Source organism: Glutamicibacter nicotianae (assembly GCF_016907615.1).
GTDB lineage: Bacteria > Actinomycetota > Actinomycetes > Actinomycetales > Micrococcaceae > Glutamicibacter > Glutamicibacter nicotianae.
Map to the genome: position 1 here is coordinate 118837 of NZ_JAFBCH010000001.1, position 19057 is coordinate 137893.

Sequence of the window (19057 nt, forward strand, 5' to 3'; positions counted from 1 at the left end):
GAGTCCCAGTGAGGGTTCCTCTTACGGGCGTTCCTCTCGGGGACCGTCATACGGGACATATCCAGCCTTCACTCCGAAAAACGTCTTGATGTTGAGCGACGCTAGACTCAAGAGGTGGACTTTACAGACGTAGCCGTGCTTGAAAGCCCGTTCGTTCGACTCGAACCGCTTTCCGAGACGCACCATGACGACCTCGTTACAGCAGTTGAAACCGATGAGCTTTGGCGGACGTGGTACACGCATATCCCGTCTCCTGCGACCATGGAAAAGGAAATCAAACGTCGGGTTTCCTTGCACACCGAGGGTCGGATTGTTCCCTGGGCCATCATCGATCCACGGACTTCTCGCGCGGTGGGAATGACCACGTATTTGAACCTCGAACCCGCCAACCGTCGTCTTGAAATCGGGTCAACCTGGATCGGGTCGAAAGCTCAAGGAACGGGAATCAACGCCGCAGCCAAGATGCCGTTGCTCCAGCGAGCGTTTGAGGAACTGGGATGCATCGCTGTGGAGTTCCGGGCGCATTGGCACAATCACCAATCCCGGCACGCAATCGAGCGACTCGGTGCCAAGCAAGACGGCGTTCTTCGCAACCACACGATCTTCGAGAATGGCACCGTCAGGGACACCGTGGTGTTCTCCATAGTCGAAGCCGAATGGCCAACCGTGAAATTCGGGCTTGCCGAAAGACTCAACGCCTACGAAAGTTAGTCATCCTACGCGCCAGATTGGCAGGGTCAGCTTCCCAGTTAGCGTTCCTCCTACGGGACACCAAAAACGACTGATTTTGACAGCGAACACTGATGTGCGCGACACGCACTAACGGCCTGGGCTAAGGTAACTGGCGGAATGGTTTCAAGCCCAGATATTGTCTGAGTATGCAAGTAACTCCGACCGTGCATGCAGAGCCAGAAGACTATGAAAAATACCCGACTTACCGAGTCAATTTTTGGCAGAGCGGTCCGGGGCAGGTGAGCTTTAACCTAGAGGCCTTTGTTGTGTCAGGCGCGTTGGATGTCAATCAGGTGAAGGAATGGATACGCGACCATGCTGCAGGGCGCTCCTATGAGCTGTTTGTCGAGGTAGACGGAACCGTGCCCGATGATTATCGGAAGCCGCGGGTGGCGGCTCTCATTCGCATTGAGGGGAGAGACCCAAATATGGGTGAGATGACGGAAATCGGGAGATTCATCCCCGGGTAGTACAACAGGGTGGGGCCAGCAGTTCTGCCGGCCCCACCCCAAGAGCAATGAAGACTTAGTTCTTTTGACCTTCTCGCACGAACGTGACAGTCATCAAAGACGCCAAGTCGGATTCTGATTGTGTAGAAAGTGAAGCAGCGCCGCAGGCGATGGGTAAGATGGAACCGTATTTTTGGTAGGTCGATGCAGTGTCGAGTAAATATCCGGGAGGGGGCTTAATTTCACCCTTCCCCATCCTCGAAAATCTCCAGGACCTTCCTTGCAACTGACCCCTCGGTTGGTGGAGATATAGTTCCTGCCGGAATTTGATTCTGTGGGGCCGCCCCACTGCGTGGGGTTGGGGGCTGTACGAATTAGCGAATAGTGAATTGTTAGGCTAACGGCATTACCACCGCTGCACGAGATGCTGGCGGTGCCGTTAATCGTCCCGGTTACGTGATGTGAGCCGTGTGGGTGGTGGACCCCGAGGTCGCATCGAATGCTGGGAGCAAGCAACGCATATTCAGCTTGCGTGAATGTAGATTCTTCTGCTGGCAAGATTGTCAGTTCTGTTGCCTCAGTCGAAAACACCTGATTTCCAGCCTCATCGAACTGAGTCGTTATTTCGGCCTGGTCCGGTGCGAGCTGCTGCGCGGGTTCCATCGCAAGGCTCGGAGTGCCGATGGTTGCCGAAAGCGCAATTACGGCAGCCAAAGCAAGAATCTTTGACGTAAACATTAATGCCTTCCTACACAGTGTGAATATGTTATTTCCACCACATAGCTTTTCTTAATTCTTGTCAAGGTGCTGGCAAATATCTGTTGCCATTGAGTTTCTTTCTCCTGGATGCGCGGGCGGTCCAAAACGGAAAAGAGTTGAGCTTCCAAAATTGACCGTTCTTGATGCCCAGCAAGGGTTGCCCATAAGGGGCGTTTTAGGGGGAACCATGCGGTCTTAGGCACAATAAGATATGGGAGACTCTGGATATGAACAACGACGAGCGCGCTTCCGGCCAGGACACCCTGCGAATGGTGAATGTCCTCAAAATGGCTTTGGAACGTAGAGCAGAGGTCTTCGAGATCATTGATCGGGCACCCGACGAATCAACGGCGAGAACGCACCTCGCCAGATTGCTTGATGTCGAGGAGTCTGACTGCTATCCAATACTTAATTTGCAGGTCAAGAGTTGGCTTGGAACTTGGCGCGAGCGTCTCGATGAAAAAGCCGAAGGCCTCCCCTGATTCTTGAACGCGACGCGTCTCAGCCATAGCGACGCACGTGGTTTGGGTAGCCCTTAGCGTGGATTCTCCAGGTCAGTCCAAGTGAATTTTGCAGATCTTACCGGTTGGCTCACCATTAACGGTGTTTTTTGAGCTGCTCAGCTGCCTACAGGAGTCTGTCGCTCTGGCAGCGTAAACCTTGGTGTCAACCAAACCTTCAGCAGACCCGTTCGTGGAAGCGACGTGGAAGGTTTATCAACGGCTGGTAGCCGCATACCGGGCACCTTCCCCACGGGAGGGGAAGGAACGGTTGAGGGATTCGATCCATGACCTGACCACGACCTTGCCTAAGGAAATGATCGAGGTGAGGTCCTTGGCGACAACGTTGACGAAAAGCGCGTCGGATATCTTGACGTATTTCGATCATATGGGGTCGTCGAACGGGCCAACCGAAGCGATCAATGGGCGCTTGGAGCATCTTCGAGGTTCGGCGTTGGGGTTAAGGAACCTCGCGAATTACATCGCGAGGTCCCCGTTGGAGTCTGGTGGGTTCAGACCGGTGTTACACCCTTGATTGCGAAGAGCCACTATAGTGTGAACCAATGACCGCCGACAGCTGGCCAACGGAGGTTCACATGGTTGTGGTGAAGAAACCCGGTGCAGATGCCCTGGTGTACTTCTGGTTTGCCGTCGGCTTGTCGGTGCTCGGCGTGGTGATCGGGCAGATCGGCGCGGTCATGATGCTCAACAGTGCATTGGAGCTGAACGTCCTGAACGTGACCACGCTGCACCTGGTCGCCTGGGGCTGCTATGCCGGAGCGGCGATCTTCACCATCGTGGTCATGCACAAGGCCCTGGCTATGCTGATTTATCTGGTGCATCATCATCGCCCGCTGCCGCCGCGCAGGATGCCGGTGATCCGCGATGCCCCGGTCACCGCCCAGACAACCGAGACGACCCCAGCAAGCCACGCATCAGCTGGCCCGACGGATCTAGTAGATCCGCTGGGCAAGCACGAACTGCCCTCCGGGTCCAAGCCGAAAACCTTCCCGCGGCAGGCGCTGGGTGCACTGCCCGCGCAGGACCGGCGTCCTCGCAACCGGCGCCAGAACTCCGGCAAAGGCGACGACCCCGCATAGCGAACCCTGCGTCCACTGCGCTTCGGCAGTTGCAGCAAGTCCCGGTAATGCAAGGCGCTCCACAACCGGGGGAGTCAATATTTGTTCCGCGGGTTTCATGAACTTCGACGCCTGTTGGCCCCGGTGCAATGCTTTAAGCATCACCTATAAGGAGCGTGCGATTGAGTTCCCCAAAGCCATTGCGGATCCATAGGGCGTGGCTGGTTGCCATAGTGACCACACTGGCGCTCGTCGCCACGGCGGCGTTCCGCTCCACCACCGGAGCGTTCTTCGAACCGCTCGAATCCGAATTCGGCTGGCTCCGCTCCCAGCTGTCGACCGCGGTGACCATCAACCTGGTGGTCTATGGCCTGGCGGCACCCTTCGCCGCGACCTTGCTGGAACGCTATTCCATGCGCAAGGTGGCCGCCATTGCCCTGGCGCTGGTGGCTTCGGGCGCCGGATTATCGGTGTTCATCAGCCAAATCTGGCAGTTGTGGGTGCTGTGGGGCGTGCTGGTTGGACTGGGCACCGGAGCGATGGCGCTGGTTTTCGGTTCCGTGGTGGCCAACCGCTGGTTCTCCGAACGCCGCGGCCTGGTGATGGGCATCTTCTCCGGCGCGAATGCCGCCGGCCAGTTGGTGTTTCTTCCGAGCATCGTGGTGATCATCGAGCAGTATTCATGGCGGATCGCTGCCCTGGTGGTTGCCGTTTTCGCGGTGCTGATCATCCCGCTGCTGCGCTGGCCTTTTGCCAACTCCCCTGCCGAAGCCGGGGTGCTTCCCTACGGCGGAACCGAAGCCGTTGCCGCTCCGGCAGGCGAACCCCAGCAAGGGTCGATGGCCGCCGCGACGCTCAAGGCCCTGTTCTCGGCTTCGCGCTACCCGGCATTCTGGGTCCTGGCGATGACCTTCTGGATTTGCGGCTGGTCAACCAACGGACTGGTGCAAACGCACTTCATCCCTGCGGCGCATGACCACGGCATGCCGGCCACCACCGCGTCCGGACTGCTGGCACTGGTAGGCATTTTCGACATCCTCGGCACCATCTTCTCCGGGTGGCTGACCGACCGCGTACGCCCGTGGCTGCTGCTTGCGGTGTACTACGCGCTGCGTGGCCTCTCGCTGCTGTTCCTGCACTCGCTGATGGGGCCCACCGTCGAACCGCTGCTGTGGATCTTCATCATCTTCTATGGCCTGGACTGGGTGGCCACGGTGCCGCCTACGGTGGTGCTCTGCCGCCAATACTTCGGTCCGGTCAAGGCAACCGTGGTCTTCGGCTGGGTCTTCGCCTTCCACATGATCGGCGCCGGCGCAGGTTCGCTGACCGCGGGGCTGTCGCGGGAAACCACCGGCAGCTACCTGGCCGCATGGATTACCGCCGCGGCGCTGTGCTTCGCGGCGGCCGTGAGCCTGCTGTTCCTGCCGCGCATGCGCAAGGCCTACGAGGATCCGCAGCTCGAAGAAGTCGGGGTATAGCCCGCACGGCCAACCACGGCACCCGCTGCTTAACGAGAAAACCTCGCAGAGCAGATCATTACTGATTGTTCTGCGAGGTTTTGCGCATCAGGCTCAGGCCACCGCTACGTCCTTCGACGGAACGTGCAGCTTCTTGTTGCCGTAGTGCACCGAGAAGAACCAGCCGATGCCGGTCACGATATGGATCAGGCTCAGGCCCACGGCGGTAGCGGCATCCGCTGCGTGCATGATCGGGAAGGCGATCGATACGACAGCAATAATCAGGCCGGCCCACTGCGCGATCTTGCAAATGCCCTTGCTTGCCCGTCCAATCAGGAAGACCACAAGGCCGAAGAACAGGATCGGGATCAAGGTGAACTGCAGCACGCGGTCGAAGGCGACAACATCAGTTGGGTTCGGACCGATCCGGCGGGATGCCCCAGCGGCGCCAGCCAGGAAGAAAATGATGACGTTCAGGTAGCTGGTACCCAGCGCGCCGATAATCACCTGGATGAAATTGAATGGGCTATTGGGTTGTCCCTGAGCCGTCATGGCACTCCTAGAATTGTTGAAAGTTCGCAACCATTCTATTCCCGAGCGCCTGTGCCACGGCTCTCAATAGCCCGTGAGAACCGCGACACTTAGCGTGACTATACGTTTTCCAGCTCCGCGATCTCGTTGAACTTCCTGTTCAAGCAGTTCACCGCACGAGCCTGGTTCCGGGCCGATGGCACGCTTGGAATGCAACCAAGGCCGCAAGGCGCGGGCAAGAAGATCAGCGCAGCAAGTCGAATGCTGATGGCATCTACCAGCAGATCCCCTGCGGCAGTAACGGTTCACCGATCCATGGGATCGAGCTCTTCAGTGCCCTGACCCTCGGATGGCTTCTTCGAATTTTTGTATGCCTTGACTGCAAATACTGCCAAGGCGACCACGACAAGAGCGGGGAGAATATAGAAGAAGAACATCTCGTAGAAGTTAGGATCTAAAGGACTCATAGTTTCCAAGCGTACTCACATGGACACTTTATGTACATCATAACTATTTGAGGCAGGCCGAAAGCCTGCATCCTGAGCCACCCCTCCCCAAGCAGCATCCCTGACCCTTGGCCATCAAGTTCGGAGCATCCGGAGGAATTTCGATTGGCTCCGGATGGTTCTGGCAACCCTCCGCTTCTGCGCGTGTTTCTTACGCTGTCAGCATTGGATGCATTGATTGACCTGCGCAGGCAAAGATTTCTCATTCGATCTGGGCACTCTGCCCCACCGCCGATGGGTCCAGCTAGATCATCTAAAAATGCAGCCAATTCAGGGCCCATCTCACAAGCGAGGAAACTCCTCAACGCCGACACTCATCCGTGCCCGTTGGCATGTCCGCCAACTTCTCGGAAGGCTCGGAACGATGAGCCGGCTTCCCCGATCGGTCTCACAACCGGCTTGTTCCAGGCAATCGCCGCCTCAGGCGCTCCTTTGCGAGTTTCGCAGCCCGTCCAGTTCCGCGATCTCGTTGAACTTCCTATTCGAGTAGTTCACCGCGATATACCAGGACGCCGCAACCACCAGGTGCATGATCGTCACCGTCAGGGCGGTCCCCCAGTCCTCGGCGAAGAACCACTGCACCACCGCCGAGGCCAGCACGACTGCAACGCCGATGATCTGGGCGATGCGGCAGAACCCCGGCTTGGCCCGGCCAATCAAGAAGATCAGAAACCCGAGAACGAGAATCGGCGGAGCGGTGAAGCGCACGATATGGATGAAGTCCAGGTTTTGGAACAAGCCGCCGGAGTACTCCATGGATGCGCCGATGACCCTGGCAATGAAGTAGGCCAAGACACTCAGCGACATGGCCCCGAAAGCCGCAATCACCACCTGGGCGAAATTGAACGGCATCTTGAATCTAACGTCAGCCTGCATCGCAAATCATCCCCTTTTACGGCGAATTCGAGCTGAACCGGTAGTTCCACTGTACGCCCGCTGGCGGCAAATGGATCCGGCGATTTTCCGATGCCTTCAGCAGCGGCATCAACGGCATGCGGTCGCACCGTGACTAGTTGGGGCCCAGCACCAGGAACAACGCGTATCCGCCCAGCGCACAGAGCGCCAGCGTGGTCATCAGCACCACGACCACGTCCGCCTGGACCTTCTCGTGCTTCACCCCGAGGGCCATGCGCCGATAGCGCGCACGCTGCGAGAGCAGGATTCCCAGAGCCATCGACGAGGACACCGCGATCAGCAGGATCATGCCGATGCCGTAGTGCGGAAGCCAGCGCAGGAAAACGGCGGAGACCACGAGAAAGGAGACCATCGTGCGATTCCACGCGAAGATGGTCCGCTCGGGCTGCAGGCCCGCATCGGCGATCTCGACGGGTTCGTTCTTCACGAGCCGAGCGACCAGAAGATCATGGCGATGGCCGCCAGCGAGGCGACCACCGCGCCGAAGGCCAGCAGCGGGACAATGGCGGGAATCGGAAGCGGGCGCCCGGTGCGCATGCTGCGTTCCACACGAACCCAGCGCACCGCGGCACCGGCGGCGATCAGGATGCCGACGCCGATCACCAGCACCGCCAGCCAGGTGCGCAGCGGCGAGGGGAACGCCTCGGCGGCGAAGGCCTCCAGCGCTGTGCCGCCGGCAAGGAAGGCCAGGGACGTGCGGACCCAGGCCAGGAAGGTGCGCTCATTGGCAAGGGTGAAGCGCGGGTCGGGCTCGCTGCCCTCGGGCAGCAGCCAGCGTGAGATCCGGCTGCGTTCTGGCTCGGACATGACCCTCCTTGGCGTGCGTCGATGCTATGAGCATACCCAACCAATCATCGGCGAAACCTATTTAGCTGGTTGATAAAAACAGTTTTACGGATGTGATCCAGCGCATAAGAATTGATTGCAGCACTTGAACGAAAGAAAGCGCGCATTCCATGGCCTCCACCAATCTGGCTCATCCCAATCGGGGGTGTAGGAGTTGGGGTCTGAAGCCGCCGGTCTCGAGCAGGCTTCGGGCGATGTAGTTGGTCAGGTTGCGGAACCCGAGTGCGGAGCCGCGCAGGTGTTCGAGCCGTCCGTTGAGCGCCTCGGTCGGCCCGTTGCTGGTGCCGGGTCGTTCGAAGTAGGCGATCACGTCAGCGGCTCGCTTCTTCAGGGTCCGGCCCAGGGTGGTGAGCTCGGTGAGCACCTTGGGGACACCGGCGCTGAGGTCGGTGATCAGCTTCTCCATGAGCTCGCGGCCACGTTGCCGGTCCTCGTGGCGATAGGCGGCGATCATGCGCTGGTAGACACCCCAGGTCGCCTCGACCTCGACGTGAGCGTCATCAACGAACAGCGCGCGTAGCCTGTCGCTCTGCTTGTCGGTGAGCAGGTCCGCGCCGGTGTGCAGCGTGCGCCGCGACTTGTAGAGCGGGTCGTCCCTGAACCCACGGTGCCCGTGGATCGCGAGTTGGACCCGGCGCCGGCACCTGTCGAGGGCGTCACCGGCCAGGCGCACGACGTGGAAGGGATCCATCACCGTGACCGCGTCACGGAAGGCGTCGTCGCGGTCGGCGAGCCAGGTCTTGAACACCGCCTTCGACCGGCCCTCGACCATGTCCAGCAGCCTTGCTGGGCCGGCGCCATCGCGGACCGGGGTGAGGTCGATGATCACGGTGACGTACTTGTCGCCACGCCTGGTGTGGCGCCAGACGTGCTCATCGACGCCAATGACCTTCACGCCCTCAAACCGCGTGGGGTCGTTGATCAGCAGCCGCTTGCCTTCAGCCAGGACCGCGTTGTTGGCGGTGTCCCACGCGACCCCGAGTCCCTCGGCGACACGGGCGACGGTGAGGTGTGCGACCACGATCCCTTCCAGCGCCCACCGCAGCCCGGTGCGCGAGAGCTTCGCGCGTGACTCCGCCGCGGCGCTGGTGTCTTGGCGCCACACGTGTCCGCAGTCGGCACAGCGGTAGCGGCACACTACAACTTCCAGCACGGTCGGTCGCCAGCCCAGCGGCTCGTGGGCCAACCGCCGGATCACGGTGTCACGAGCAGCGCCTTCGCTGCCGCACCGTCGGCACCACTGATCTGGTTCCACCACGCGGCACGCGAGGATCGCACGATCCGGTTCAAGTCCTTGTCCGGTCACGCTCAGACCGAGGCCGTCGAGTCGAGCGAAGGCGGTCAGGTCAGGGCGGCCGAAGCCGGCCGTCGGGGTAGCGTCGGACACGTCGAGGTCTTTCGGATGGATGGCGTAGGAACCTCCGTCGTCGGGAGACCTCGACGTCTATCTGCGGACCGACGCGCCCGGCCGACCTACACCGTCATCTGAGAAGACCCCTGAAACGTCTTCGACGACGGGACCGGCGAGGAGGAGGGCGCGGTGAGCTAAAGGAATGGAGCTTGCTCGGCTTCGACGCCGCCGCAAGCTCCGGTGAAACGGTCGGTACTGGTCGGTCGTCGTCGGTTCGATTCCGACAGGCGGCTCCGACGAACAGCCCCTGACCTGCGGAAACGCAGGGCAGGGGCTGTTCGGTTCTGCTGGTCGCGCGATGCGCTGGCCTCACGGCTCTGCCCGACACCGACGTCGCTCTCCTCTGCGACGGACCCCTCGCAGGCTGAGCGCTCGCGGCCGGCATCCCGTCCGTGTGCCGATAGGCCTCGCACCGCTCGGCAACGCAGCGTGGCGTTGCGTCGCGACCTGGCGACGGCTCGGCGGGGCGCGATGGTCTCGTGCGTTGGCGGACTACGGGAGCTTGGACGCGAGGACGTCGGCCGCCAGGATCTCGGGTGCTGCGCCGAGGAGGTGCTGGTTGGCCATCAGGGCTGCGACGATGGCGCCGTTGGCGTGGGCGTCGCGAGCGGCCTCGTCGGGGAATGCATCGAAGATCCAGAAGGTGTCGGCGTGGGTCCTGACCGCGAACCAGACAATCGTTCCTACTTCTTCGTTGGCGAGCGCGACAGCGCCGGCGAGCAGATCGGCGAGCGCGTCGTGCTGTCCATCGGCCGCGACGATCTTGGCGACGAAGGCATACGGAAGTGATGTGGATGTTGACATGAGGGGTTCTCCTAGGTGTCGTGGTTTCTTGGTGAAGCTAGTTCAGTCTATGACGAGCAAGGGCATGTGAGAAGTGGCGTATACGGCAGTAATGCTATTGTTTACGTCATGCGTATAGGACTGATCGCGATCGACGGCTGCTTCGGTTCGGCTATCGCGTCGATCATCGACATCGTGCAGGTGGCCGACGGAGCCCGCGGCGATGTCGACCCGCGGATCGACCCGATCGAACTCGCCATCCTCGGACCGAAACGGCGAGTGACCACGACGGCATCGATGACCCTGTCGGTGGACCACCCGCTGTCGGAGTCCGGAGAGTTCGACGTGGTCGTCGTCCCTGCGCTTGGATCCCTTACGGCCGCCGCTACCAACGACGCCCTCCAGAGCCGAGATGCTCGTTCGGTCATCGCCTCGCTCGGGCGCCTCGACGAGGCGACCACCCGGATCGCCGCGGCGTGCACCGGCGTGTTCGCTGTCGCCGAGACCGGACGGATGCATCATCGACGGGCGACGACCAGCTGGTTCCTGGGGCCGGAGTTCCTGAAGCGCTATCCGACCGTCGACCTCGATCTCGACACCATGGTCGTGGTCGACGGGAACCTCGTCACCGCCGGCGCCGCCTTCGCCCACATCGACCTCGCGCTCTCACTCGTGCGATCGATCAGCCCCGACCTGGCCCAACATGTCGCCAAGCTCCTCCTCATCGACGAGCGCCCGTCGCAGGCGGCCTTCGTCGCCTACGAACATCTCCGGCACGAGGACCCGATCGTCGTCGAGTTCGAACGCTTCGTGCGCGCCCGCCTGGACGAACCGTTCAACGTCGCCTTCGTCGCGCAGTCGCTCGGCACCAGCCGGCGCACCCTCGAACGACGAGTCCGTGCGGCGCTCAACCTCACTCCGCTCGGCTTCGTCCAACGGCTTCGCATCGAACGAGCTCGGCACCTCTCAGCAACCACGGACCTCACCTCCGCCGAGATCGCGCTACGGGTCGGCTACGCGAACGCCGAGACTCTGCGCTCCCTCCTGCGCAGGGAGCGACGCCGTTCCTGACCTATCGCCATGACTTAGAACCACCTTTCAGCACGTCGCGTCGACGCTCCTGCGTCGCCCCTGAACGCCCCACTCGTCACGCCCGCAGCACAGGCCATGCGACGTGCCCCGGCTTCCCGGACGGTCGGGGTTGGGTGGCTATGATGTCGCTGCGTTCTCGTCGAGAGGATCTGCAGACCCGATCAGGGTCGATTGGGATGAGACGCGAAGGCCGTCAGGTCAGGGCGGCCGAAGCCGGCCGGCGGGGTAGCGTCGGACACGTCGAGGTCTTTCGGATGGATGGCGTAGGAACCTCCATCGTCGGGAGACCTCGACGTCTATCTGCGGACCGACGCGCCCGGCCGACCTAGACCCTCACTTGGGAAGAGCCACCAATCTCAATCCCCACGTCGTGACACTGGGTACCGCCGGCGGTCGGCGCTGGTAGACCGGCGAGAACGCCGGAAAGCGCGCAGGCATTTCCACCGCCGTCGTCGTGGGCGACAGCGTCTATCTGGTGGACGCCGGAACCGGCGTGGGCAACCAGCTGATGAAGGCGGGCTTCACCCCGGCTAACCTTCGCGGCATCTTCCTCACCCACCTGCATTCGGATCACACCATCGACCTGGCGTCGCTGGCCATCATCGGCCCGGGCGACCGCGGCGCCCTGCCGCCAGCGTCGCCACGCGCCACCACCGCACCGCAGCCGGCCTTCGCGCAGAACCCGACCCCGGGCACCGCCTCGATGTTCGAGCACCTGATGCAGGCCTACGCCACTGACCTGAATGACCGCGTGATCGACGCGCTGCGCCCCTCCCCGCTGGACCACTTCATCGCCTCGGACATCGAAATCCCTGCTGGCACCGGGTACCACCCCAATGCCAACCCGACCCCGGCGGACTTCGCGCCATTCGAGATCTACCGCGACGAGCTGGTCACGGTGAGCGCAACGCTGGTCAAGCATCCGCCGATCGCCCCGGCCTTCGCCTTCCGCTTCGACACCGCCGAAGGCTCGGTGACCATTTCCGGGGACACCGCGCCCTGCCGGAACCTGGTGGACCTGGCGAAGGACACCGACCTGCTGCTTCATGAAGCGATCGACTTCGACTGGGTGGAACGCGCCTACGGTTCGCTGGGCACCTTGGAAGCCCAGGCCTCGATGGACCACCATCGCGCCTCGCACACCTCGCCGGAACAGGCGATCGCGATTGCGCATGAGGCCGGGGCACGCACCCTGGCCCTGCACCACCTGGTCCCCGGAACCACTCCCCTGGAAGTCTGGGAGGCCCACGCCGAGAAATTCTCCGGCACCTACCTCGTGCCCAACGACCTGGACACGATATCCTTTTCCCGCGTCACTAGTGAAATGGCGGCAGCAGTCTCGGAAGGGCACTGTCATACGAGGGAACGGCAGGACAGAATACGTCACCTTCGAGCCTCCTGCTTGCCTGATCGCTGGCTGCGCGGCCTTCGTATGACACTTGCATGACGAAATTCGAACCCGGGAACTGCGCAGCTTCCGAATAGGATGGCTGTTCACGGCAAATAGGCAGAACAGGTGGAACGTGGATCCAGCAGGCGTCATCCCCTTCATGTTCGGGTTGCTGGCCATCACTTTGGTGGCAGCGTTCCTCGCACCCATGGCCCGGGATGGAAAGCTCGCGCGCAATGCGGCAATCGGCATCAAGACACGCCATACCTTGGCCAGCGACGAGGCTTGGTTGGCAGGGCATCGGCGGGCTGCGCCGCTGGTGGCCGCGGCTACCTGGTCCGGCTGGGCCATACTGGCCGGTGCAGCGATCCTCTGCGTGCTGGGCCAGTTCAGTTTCGCCTTCGCCACGACCGGCGCAGGTTATCTGGCCATTATCGTGTTGCTGATGGTCTCGGCTGCCAAAGCGAACAAGGCCGCGCGAGGCATCTAGCGGGCAGGCCTTAGCTCTTCGGCTACCACTTTCAGACACATGCTTAAAGCTAACGGATCGCACCATCGGCAGATGGTGCGATCCTTTGCTTGCTTAGCCAGCGTCCTGCTACAGCAGCACGGATCCAAGGAGCAGTACCGTCAGGAAAGCAGCGGTGCCCTGGATGGCGGTTGCCACGCTCAAGGTCTTGTATGCGGTAATTACCGGAATGCGGCTGAGCTGCGAAACGACCCAGAAGTACGAGTCGTTGGCGTGCGAGACAACCATCGCACCGGCACCGACGGCCAGTACCGTGAGCACCATGCCCAGTTCCGACCCCAGGCCCAAGGAGCCGAGCATCGGCGCGACCAGTGCGGAGGTGGTCACCATGGAGACGGTGGACGAGCCCTGTGCGGATTTCAGCGCAGCGGCGATCAGGAATGGCACCGCCAGGCCCAAGCCCAGGCCGCTGAGTGAATCCGACAGAATCATCGTCAGATCCGAGGCCGCCAGCACCGCGCCGAAACCTGCACCGGCGCCGGTGATCAGCAAGATCGGGGCAGCGGTACGCACGGCTTCATGCATCTGCTCGTTGAAGACCGCCAGCTTTCTGTCACCGCTGAGCAGGAAGGTCGATGAGATCAAACCGAAGATCAGCGCGACCACCGGGGTGCCGATGAAGGAAAGGATTTCCAGCGCAATGCCCTCGCCGAATGGGTGCGAAGGCAGCTTCGCAATGGAAGCGGCGCAGATCAGTACCAGCGGAACCAGGATCGGCATGAATGCCAATGCCGGGCTGGGCAATTTGCCGAAGCTCGCGCGCAGCTGCTCGTAGTCGAGTTCTGAGATGTCATCCTCGCCCTCACTCGGCAGCGGGGTCCACTTGGACTTGTTGAAACGGCTGGCGTAGGCCAAACCTGCCAACGCCGAGATGGCGGCAACTGGCAATCCGACAGCGATGATCAGACCCAGGTTATAGGCAATCCCGATGCTTTCCGCTGCGGCCAGCGGGCCCGGAGTCGGCGGCACCATGGTGTGGGTTGCGTACAGGCCCGTCATTAATGCGATGGATGTCGCCAGCGCAGAAACGCCGGTGCGCAGGGTGATGGCTTTGCGCAGCGAGTTGAGCACCACGTACCCGGAGTCGCAGAAGACCGGGATGGAAACGATGTAACCGATGATCGACAGCGTCAGGTTGGGGAACCGCGTGCCCAGCACCTTGATCAGCGCATCTGCCATGGAGATCGCGGCACCGGATTTCTCCAGGATCACTCCGATCATTGCTCCGAACAGGATCACCAGACCGATGTTGCCCATGGTGCTGCCAAAGGCCGTGGTGACCGTCGAGGCCACGTCGGCCAGCGGAATCCGGTAGGCGAAGGCAGCCAGGATGGCGGCGCCAATGAGGGCGAGGAATGGGCTGATTTTCAAGCGTGCCGTGACCAATACGATGGCCACGACAAGGATCAGCAGAACAAGAAGTTCATACACGGCGGGTTGGCTCCTTTGCCAAAAACAGTAGTTCTCTGCTCCCGGCCCACGATGGCACAACCGGTGGATCCGCCCCGTCGGCAAAGCTGCTCAAAGCCTTGGCTGTTGGACTAGATACCTCCGTGCCGCCACGGAATTCGGACGCAAAGATCGATCATCCTGCCAATACTAGAAAAACCCGCACCGATTACCTATGGGCACACGACCATATTTGCCCTCTTTCGATTTGGGTCAATGTGTGCAAATATCCGGCTACTGCCACAACTGTCACCGCAACCCAGTTCCCGGTCCTAGAAAATATGCAGCTGTCCCAAGGCCACTCGTGCGTAAATCGCATGCTGGAGTTTCAGTGAATCGCTGGACTGCCGGATGTCCACACCGCTGATCTGGCTGATCCGCTCAAGCCGTTGCACCAAGGTGTTGCGGTGAATATGCAGATCCGAGGCGGCTTGGCTCATCGATGCAGCCGTCGAAACCACCAAGAGGGTTTTGGCTTGTTCCTCGTTGAGCTGTTGCGCCGGAGCAGCAGCATGTTCCAGACTGCGCGCTGGGGTGCGGGCGATAGCCACCGCTATTTCCCGGCTCCACATTCCGCGCTGGGCATGGCGGGGCACGAGCGACGGGTACCCCAGCAGCACGCGCAGCGCTTCGGTTTCGGCCATGAGCTCCTCCGCAGTTTCCACCAGCATGGACACAAGGAAACGTTCCTCGTTCAAGAGTTCTTCAGCGAAAGCAGGCTCGTGGGCTGCGCGCAGCCTCCAGAACGCACCGGACAGGCTGATCCAAGACGTGCGGTGGTGCTTCTTGGCAGGTTCTTCGAGCAACGGATCCTCGACGCTTCGCGGGAGCCATGCTTCGATGCGCTTGGGCCCGCGCAAGCCATGGGCAGCCAGCGAGCGGTCGATGACTTCGGGGGCCACGCGGCCTGCGATCAGCGCAGAAATGATGTCGCGGGCCTCGGTCTCGCGGCGCGCACTGCGCGAGTGCTCGTAGTCCTGGGCGAAGAGCAATTGCACCGTCAAGGCAATCAGGCCGGCCAGCGGCTCCACCTCATGCGGAGCACCGGTCACGCCGACAACTCCGCACAGCTGGCCGTTCAGCGTCAGAGGGACATTGACCCCTGGCAGGGTTCCCGCGGAACCGTCAGCCTGGCTGACCCGGATGATGGCGTTGCGACTGATTGCCTCGGCGCTGCCGTCGTGGTGGGTGCCGATTCGCGCGGCATCGGTCGAAGCGATGATGACCCCGTGAGCATTCATGATGTTCACGTTGCGGTTGATGGTCGGAGCGATAGTATCAACGACCTTTTGCGCCAATGCGCTGGTCAGCCGAGGTTGCTCCTTTTGATTCATGTCTTCATCCTAGCCGCCACCTTCCATACGGACATGGAAGTCCAAAACAGCTGCTCAAGGTCCTAGGCTCCCGCGCATGGAGATGCTAGGCTCGCTGAAGCAAGTTCTCCCCACGAAAGGTTCATCATGAGTTCAGCTGTCAGCTACCTGACGGGGGGATTTTTGGTCGCTCTGCTCGTGACGTTCAATATGACCTGGAGCCAGCAGCTTCCGGGCCTACTCGGTTTCTCTGCGATTGTGCTCAGCTTCCTCGGACTGGCCGGTTGCATTGTGTACGCAACTCGGTTAGCTCCGAACACCAACAGCTAGAGACCGACTTCCTTCGAACCATGAATTCGCAAGCCACCGGCCAGGTCACAGCAGAATGGCTTGGCGGCCTGCGAATCATGGCCGACCAGTTGAAAGCTACTTGTTGTTCTCGGCCGCCGCGCGCTCTTTCTCAATGGCCTGCACCTGGACAACCAAGTCGGGGGCAAAGGCATAAAGTTTTCCATCGGCCTGGTGGACCCAGAACCGTCCGCAGAGATCCGTGGTACGCGTCTGGGCGTCGTCTGGCCACCAGTCTGCATCCAACGTTCTAGTTTTGGATATTTCGACTGCTGCCAGATTCTTGGTACGCGGATCGGAAGCGTAGGCCTTAGCCAATTCTGCGTCGGTTGGATCTCCGACTTTACTCAGAGCGGTGCACTGGCCATCGTTGAGTTTTCCTTCGTAGTCCATCACGAAAATACGTTCGCTGCCTGTGTTGCGCTGCACCAGCTCGATATTTGTTCCGCCTTCAGGAACCCAGTTCGGCAAGAGGCCATCTGCCACAGCTTTGCTGGAGGATTCCGCTGTTCTAGTTGTCGACTCATCCAGCTTGTCCGACAACAGATCGCTGACGCTGCATCCAGATAGCAGGAGTGCAGAAATGATGCTCAGGGAGCCAACGGCGAGGTACCTTTTCTTGTTCATGGTTCAATCGTAGAAATCCACCCGCGCAAGGACATCGGCAAGCTGAGGTAATTCTGGGCAGCCGATCTCAACCCCTCGGTTGACACCTCACGCCGCCGAAGTCGTCCCAACGCTGGGGTATCGAATAGGGCGCGCCTCGCCTAGGCTGGCACTGGGCATTGCACCAGAGGGGAAGCGAGCAGCCATGGGGTCCACGCCAAGTACTGCAGTCACCGGCTCCACCGGCGCGCTCGGATCACTGGTGGCCCATCTGCTCGCCCACCGCGGGATCGCCCAGCGCCTGCTGGCGCGCACGCCGTCGAAGGCCCCGGAATTGCCCGAGGCCGAGGTACGGCAATTCGACTATGCCGACCAGTCCGCCAGCACCGAGGCCCTTGACGGCGTTGAAGTGCTCTTCATGGTCTCCGCTCCGGAAGGACCGCAGCGGATGGATCTGCACCGTGCCTTCATCGACGCGGCCAGCAAGGCCGGGGTCACGCAGGTCGTCTATACATCCTTTTCCGCCGCGGCACCCGATGCGCTGTTCACCCTTGCCCGCGAGCACCACGCCACCGAGCAATACCTGAAGGAGTCCGGGATGCGCTGGACTTTCCTGCGCGACAGCTTCTACCAGGACCTCATGCCGCACCTTGCCGGACAGGACGGGGTCATCCGCGGACCGGCAGGCGAGGGCCGCTTCGTTCCGGTCGCCCGGGCCGACGTGGCGCGGTCCGCGGCCGCCGTGCTCGCAGATCCGGCAGAGCATGTCGGCGCCACCTACGAGCTGACCGGGCCGCAGTCCCTGGACATGGCCGATGTGGCACGCATCCTCAGCGGGGCCGGCGGCAAGCAGATCGTGTTCCACAACGAAACCATCGAGGAGGCCTACGCCTCGCGCGCGGTCTTCGGTGCCCCGGACTGGCAGCTGGATGCCTGGGTCAGCACCTATACGGCCATCGCCAGCGATGCGATGTCACAGGTGAGCAACCACGTCGAAATCATCACCGGCACCCCGCCGATGTCCCTCGAGGAGTACCTGCGCACGGCCGGCTGACCCCGAACGTGCAGGCTAGCGCAGGTAGGTGCGCGCCACGCTGAACGCGGTGCGCTCCACCAGGGACAGGGTCTGCGCGGAGAGTTCTGCCAGCGTTGCCGACCCCGGGGCAATGGAATAAGCGGCCAGGATCCCGGATTCCTCCAACTGCTCATCGGTCAGGTCCACCGACCCGGCAACCACGATCACCTCGGCGTTCTCGCCGGCTGCCTGCAGCACCCCGGAGACCACCTTTCCGTCCAGCGACTGCGAATCCAGGCGCCCTTCCCCGGTCAGTACTAGATCCGCGCCCTCGAGGATGTCGTGGGCGCCAAGCACTTGCGCCACCAAATCCCAGCCGGGGACCAGATCCACCTGGAAGTAGGATCCGAGGCTGATGGCCAAGCCGCCAGCCGCGCCCATGCCCGGCTGCTCGCGCAGCTTGCGCCCGGTATCGGCTTCCAGCACATCGGCCAGCCGGGCAAGGCCGGAATCCAGGAGCTGCACCTGCTCCTGGCTGGCGCCCTTCTGCGGACCGAACACCGCGGCCGCGCCCTTGGCGCCGAGCAGCGGGTTGGTGACATCGCAAGCGATCTGCCATTGGACGTTCGCCGCCCGCGGGTCAAGCGCCGAAACGTCGATGGAGGCCAGATTCTGCAGCGCTCCGCCCCCAGCGGGCAGCTTCGAGCCGTCGGCATCCAGGAAGCTGGCACCGAGGGCAGCAAGCAGCCCGGTGCCGCCGTCGGTGGTGGCCGAGCCGCCCAAGCACAAGATAATCTGCGAAACGCCCAGTTCCAGGGCACGGGAGACCAGCGCACCCAGGCCGTAGGTCGTTGCCTCCAGCGGCCGCCGTTCGACGTCGCTGACCTGCGGCAGGCCGGCAGCTTCGGCCGCTTCAACCACGGCGATCTTCCCGTCGGCCGACAGTCCCAGCCGGGACGCGACAGGGCGGCCCAGGGCGTCGGTGGTCTGCACGCTGATCGCTTCGGTTCCCCAGGCATCGATCAGAGCTTCGAGGGTTCCTTCTCCGCCATCGGCGAAGGGCACCGCGGTGATCTCGACGTCGCGCTTGCGGCTGGCCGCTGCCTTGGCGAAGCCGTCGGCCAGGGCCGCGGCCACTTCGCTGGCCCGCGCACTGCCCTTGAAGGAATCAGGCACGATGGCCACGTTCAACTGACGAGTAGCTGCGGGCGCTGGCTTCTGCTTTGGAGTCATGCTTCCCAGCTTAGGGAGAACCGGCTCTCGGGCGTATGGAAATTTGACCAAGTTTCGGCGCGGGCCGCCGGTGGATCTATGTGCATTTCGCCCAAGCGCACTCTGTGCGGCCCG

19 protein-coding genes and 1 pseudogene are annotated in these 19057 nt (G+C 61.9%); 10 read left to right on the top strand and 10 right to left on the bottom strand.

Translation table 11 applies throughout. The annotated features are described in order from the left end of the window. Positions 1-114 precede the first annotated feature (114 nt). From JOE62_RS00620 to JOE62_RS00645, 6 genes and pseudogenes are all read left to right on the top strand, one after another. Positions 115-711, top strand: coding sequence for a GNAT family N-acetyltransferase (locus JOE62_RS00620; protein WP_204719538.1), 597 nt, complete (start codon positions 115-117; stop codon positions 709-711). 167 nt (positions 712-878) lie between these two features. Further along, entirely contained in the window at positions 879-1202 is a 324-nt protein-coding gene (locus JOE62_RS00625; protein ID WP_204719540.1) for a hypothetical protein, read from the top strand. A 965-nt stretch (positions 1203-2167) separates the two neighbouring features. Further along, a complete protein-coding gene (locus tag JOE62_RS00630) occupies positions 2168-2422 on the top strand; it encodes a hypothetical protein (RefSeq protein WP_204719542.1) in 255 nt (84 codons plus the stop codon). 211 nt (positions 2423-2633) lie between these two features. After that, positions 2634-2975, top strand: a pseudogene (locus JOE62_RS00635) (transposase); the annotation flags it as partial. 28 nt (positions 2976-3003) lie between these two features. Then, positions 3004-3540 (top strand): hypothetical protein, encoded by a 537-nt coding sequence (locus tag JOE62_RS00640; RefSeq protein ID WP_204719546.1) that lies wholly within the window; start codon positions 3004-3006, stop codon positions 3538-3540. 155 nt (positions 3541-3695) lie between these two features. Further along, on the top strand, positions 3696-4997 hold the full coding sequence (locus tag JOE62_RS00645) for an MFS transporter (protein WP_204719548.1): 1302 nt from the start codon (positions 3696-3698) through the stop codon (positions 4995-4997). Positions 4998-5090: 93 nt separating this feature from the next. Here the strand turns inward: JOE62_RS00645 and JOE62_RS00650 are convergent, their stop codons facing one another. The 6 genes from JOE62_RS00650 to JOE62_RS00675 form a co-directional block, all read right to left on the bottom strand. Beyond that, a complete protein-coding gene (locus tag JOE62_RS00650) occupies positions 5091-5528 on the bottom strand; it encodes a DUF6069 family protein (RefSeq protein ID WP_204719550.1) in 438 nt (145 codons plus the stop codon). 905 nt (positions 5529-6433) lie between these two features. Continuing rightward, positions 6434-6889, bottom strand: coding sequence for a DUF6069 family protein (locus JOE62_RS00655; protein WP_204719552.1), 456 nt, complete (start codon positions 6887-6889; stop codon positions 6434-6436). Between the two features lie 133 nt (positions 6890-7022). Continuing rightward, on the bottom strand, positions 7023-7355 hold the full coding sequence (locus tag JOE62_RS00660) for a DUF202 domain-containing protein (protein ID WP_204719554.1): 333 nt from the start codon (positions 7353-7355) through the stop codon (positions 7023-7025). Next, entirely contained in the window at positions 7352-7735 is a 384-nt protein-coding gene (locus JOE62_RS00665) for a YidH family protein (protein WP_204719556.1), read from the bottom strand. Before JOE62_RS00665 ends, JOE62_RS00660 begins: the two co-directional genes overlap by 4 nt. 169 nt (positions 7736-7904) lie before the next feature. Continuing rightward, complete coding sequence (locus tag JOE62_RS00670; RefSeq protein ID WP_204719558.1) at positions 7905-9161, bottom strand: transposase; 1257 nt, start codon at positions 9159-9161, stop codon at positions 7905-7907. Positions 9162-9677: 516 nt separating this feature from the next. Next, positions 9678-9989: a putative quinol monooxygenase gene (locus tag JOE62_RS00675; RefSeq protein WP_204719560.1), complete on the bottom strand. Its 312-nt coding sequence runs from the start codon at positions 9987-9989 to the stop codon at positions 9678-9680. 108 nt (positions 9990-10097) lie between these two features. On the opposite strand from JOE62_RS00675, the gene JOE62_RS00680 reads away from it, so the two are divergent. From JOE62_RS00680 to JOE62_RS00690, 3 genes are all read left to right on the top strand, one after another. After that, positions 10098-11039 carry a GlxA family transcriptional regulator gene (locus JOE62_RS00680; protein WP_204719562.1) on the top strand — a complete coding sequence of 314 codons (942 nt, stop codon included), beginning with the start codon at positions 10098-10100 and terminating at the stop codon, positions 11037-11039. A 457-nt stretch (positions 11040-11496) separates the two neighbouring features. Next, the gene (locus JOE62_RS00685; RefSeq protein WP_338085815.1) at positions 11497-12507 is read left to right on the top strand and encodes an MBL fold metallo-hydrolase; all 1011 of its coding nucleotides are present in this window, start codon (positions 11497-11499) and stop codon (positions 12505-12507) included. A 76-nt stretch (positions 12508-12583) separates the two neighbouring features. Beyond that, positions 12584-12940: an SdpI family protein gene (locus JOE62_RS00690; RefSeq protein WP_204719563.1), complete on the top strand. Its 357-nt coding sequence runs from the start codon at positions 12584-12586 to the stop codon at positions 12938-12940. A 108-nt stretch (positions 12941-13048) separates the two neighbouring features. On the opposite strand, the gene JOE62_RS00695 is transcribed toward JOE62_RS00690, so the two are convergent. The 3 genes from JOE62_RS00695 to JOE62_RS00705 form a co-directional block, all read right to left on the bottom strand. After that, on the bottom strand, positions 13049-14410 hold the full coding sequence (locus JOE62_RS00695) for a GntT/GntP/DsdX family permease (RefSeq protein WP_204719565.1): 1362 nt from the start codon (positions 14408-14410) through the stop codon (positions 13049-13051). A gap of 290 nt (positions 14411-14700) precedes the next feature. Next, positions 14701-15762: a CdaR family transcriptional regulator gene (locus JOE62_RS00700; protein WP_204719567.1), complete on the bottom strand. Its 1062-nt coding sequence runs from the start codon at positions 15760-15762 to the stop codon at positions 14701-14703. Between the two features lie 405 nt (positions 15763-16167). Then, positions 16168-16716 (bottom strand): hypothetical protein, encoded by a 549-nt coding sequence (locus JOE62_RS00705; RefSeq protein ID WP_204719569.1) that lies wholly within the window; start codon positions 16714-16716, stop codon positions 16168-16170. A 184-nt stretch (positions 16717-16900) separates the two neighbouring features. On the opposite strand from JOE62_RS00705, the gene JOE62_RS00710 reads away from it, so the two are divergent. Further along, positions 16901-17749 (top strand): SDR family oxidoreductase, encoded by an 849-nt coding sequence (locus JOE62_RS00710; protein ID WP_204719570.1) that lies wholly within the window; start codon positions 16901-16903, stop codon positions 17747-17749. A gap of 15 nt (positions 17750-17764) precedes the next feature. On the opposite strand, the gene JOE62_RS00715 is transcribed toward JOE62_RS00710, so the two are convergent. After that, on the bottom strand, positions 17765-18943 hold the full coding sequence (locus tag JOE62_RS00715; RefSeq protein ID WP_204719572.1) for a glycerate kinase: 1179 nt from the start codon (positions 18941-18943) through the stop codon (positions 17765-17767). Positions 18944-19057: the final 114 nt, after the last annotated feature.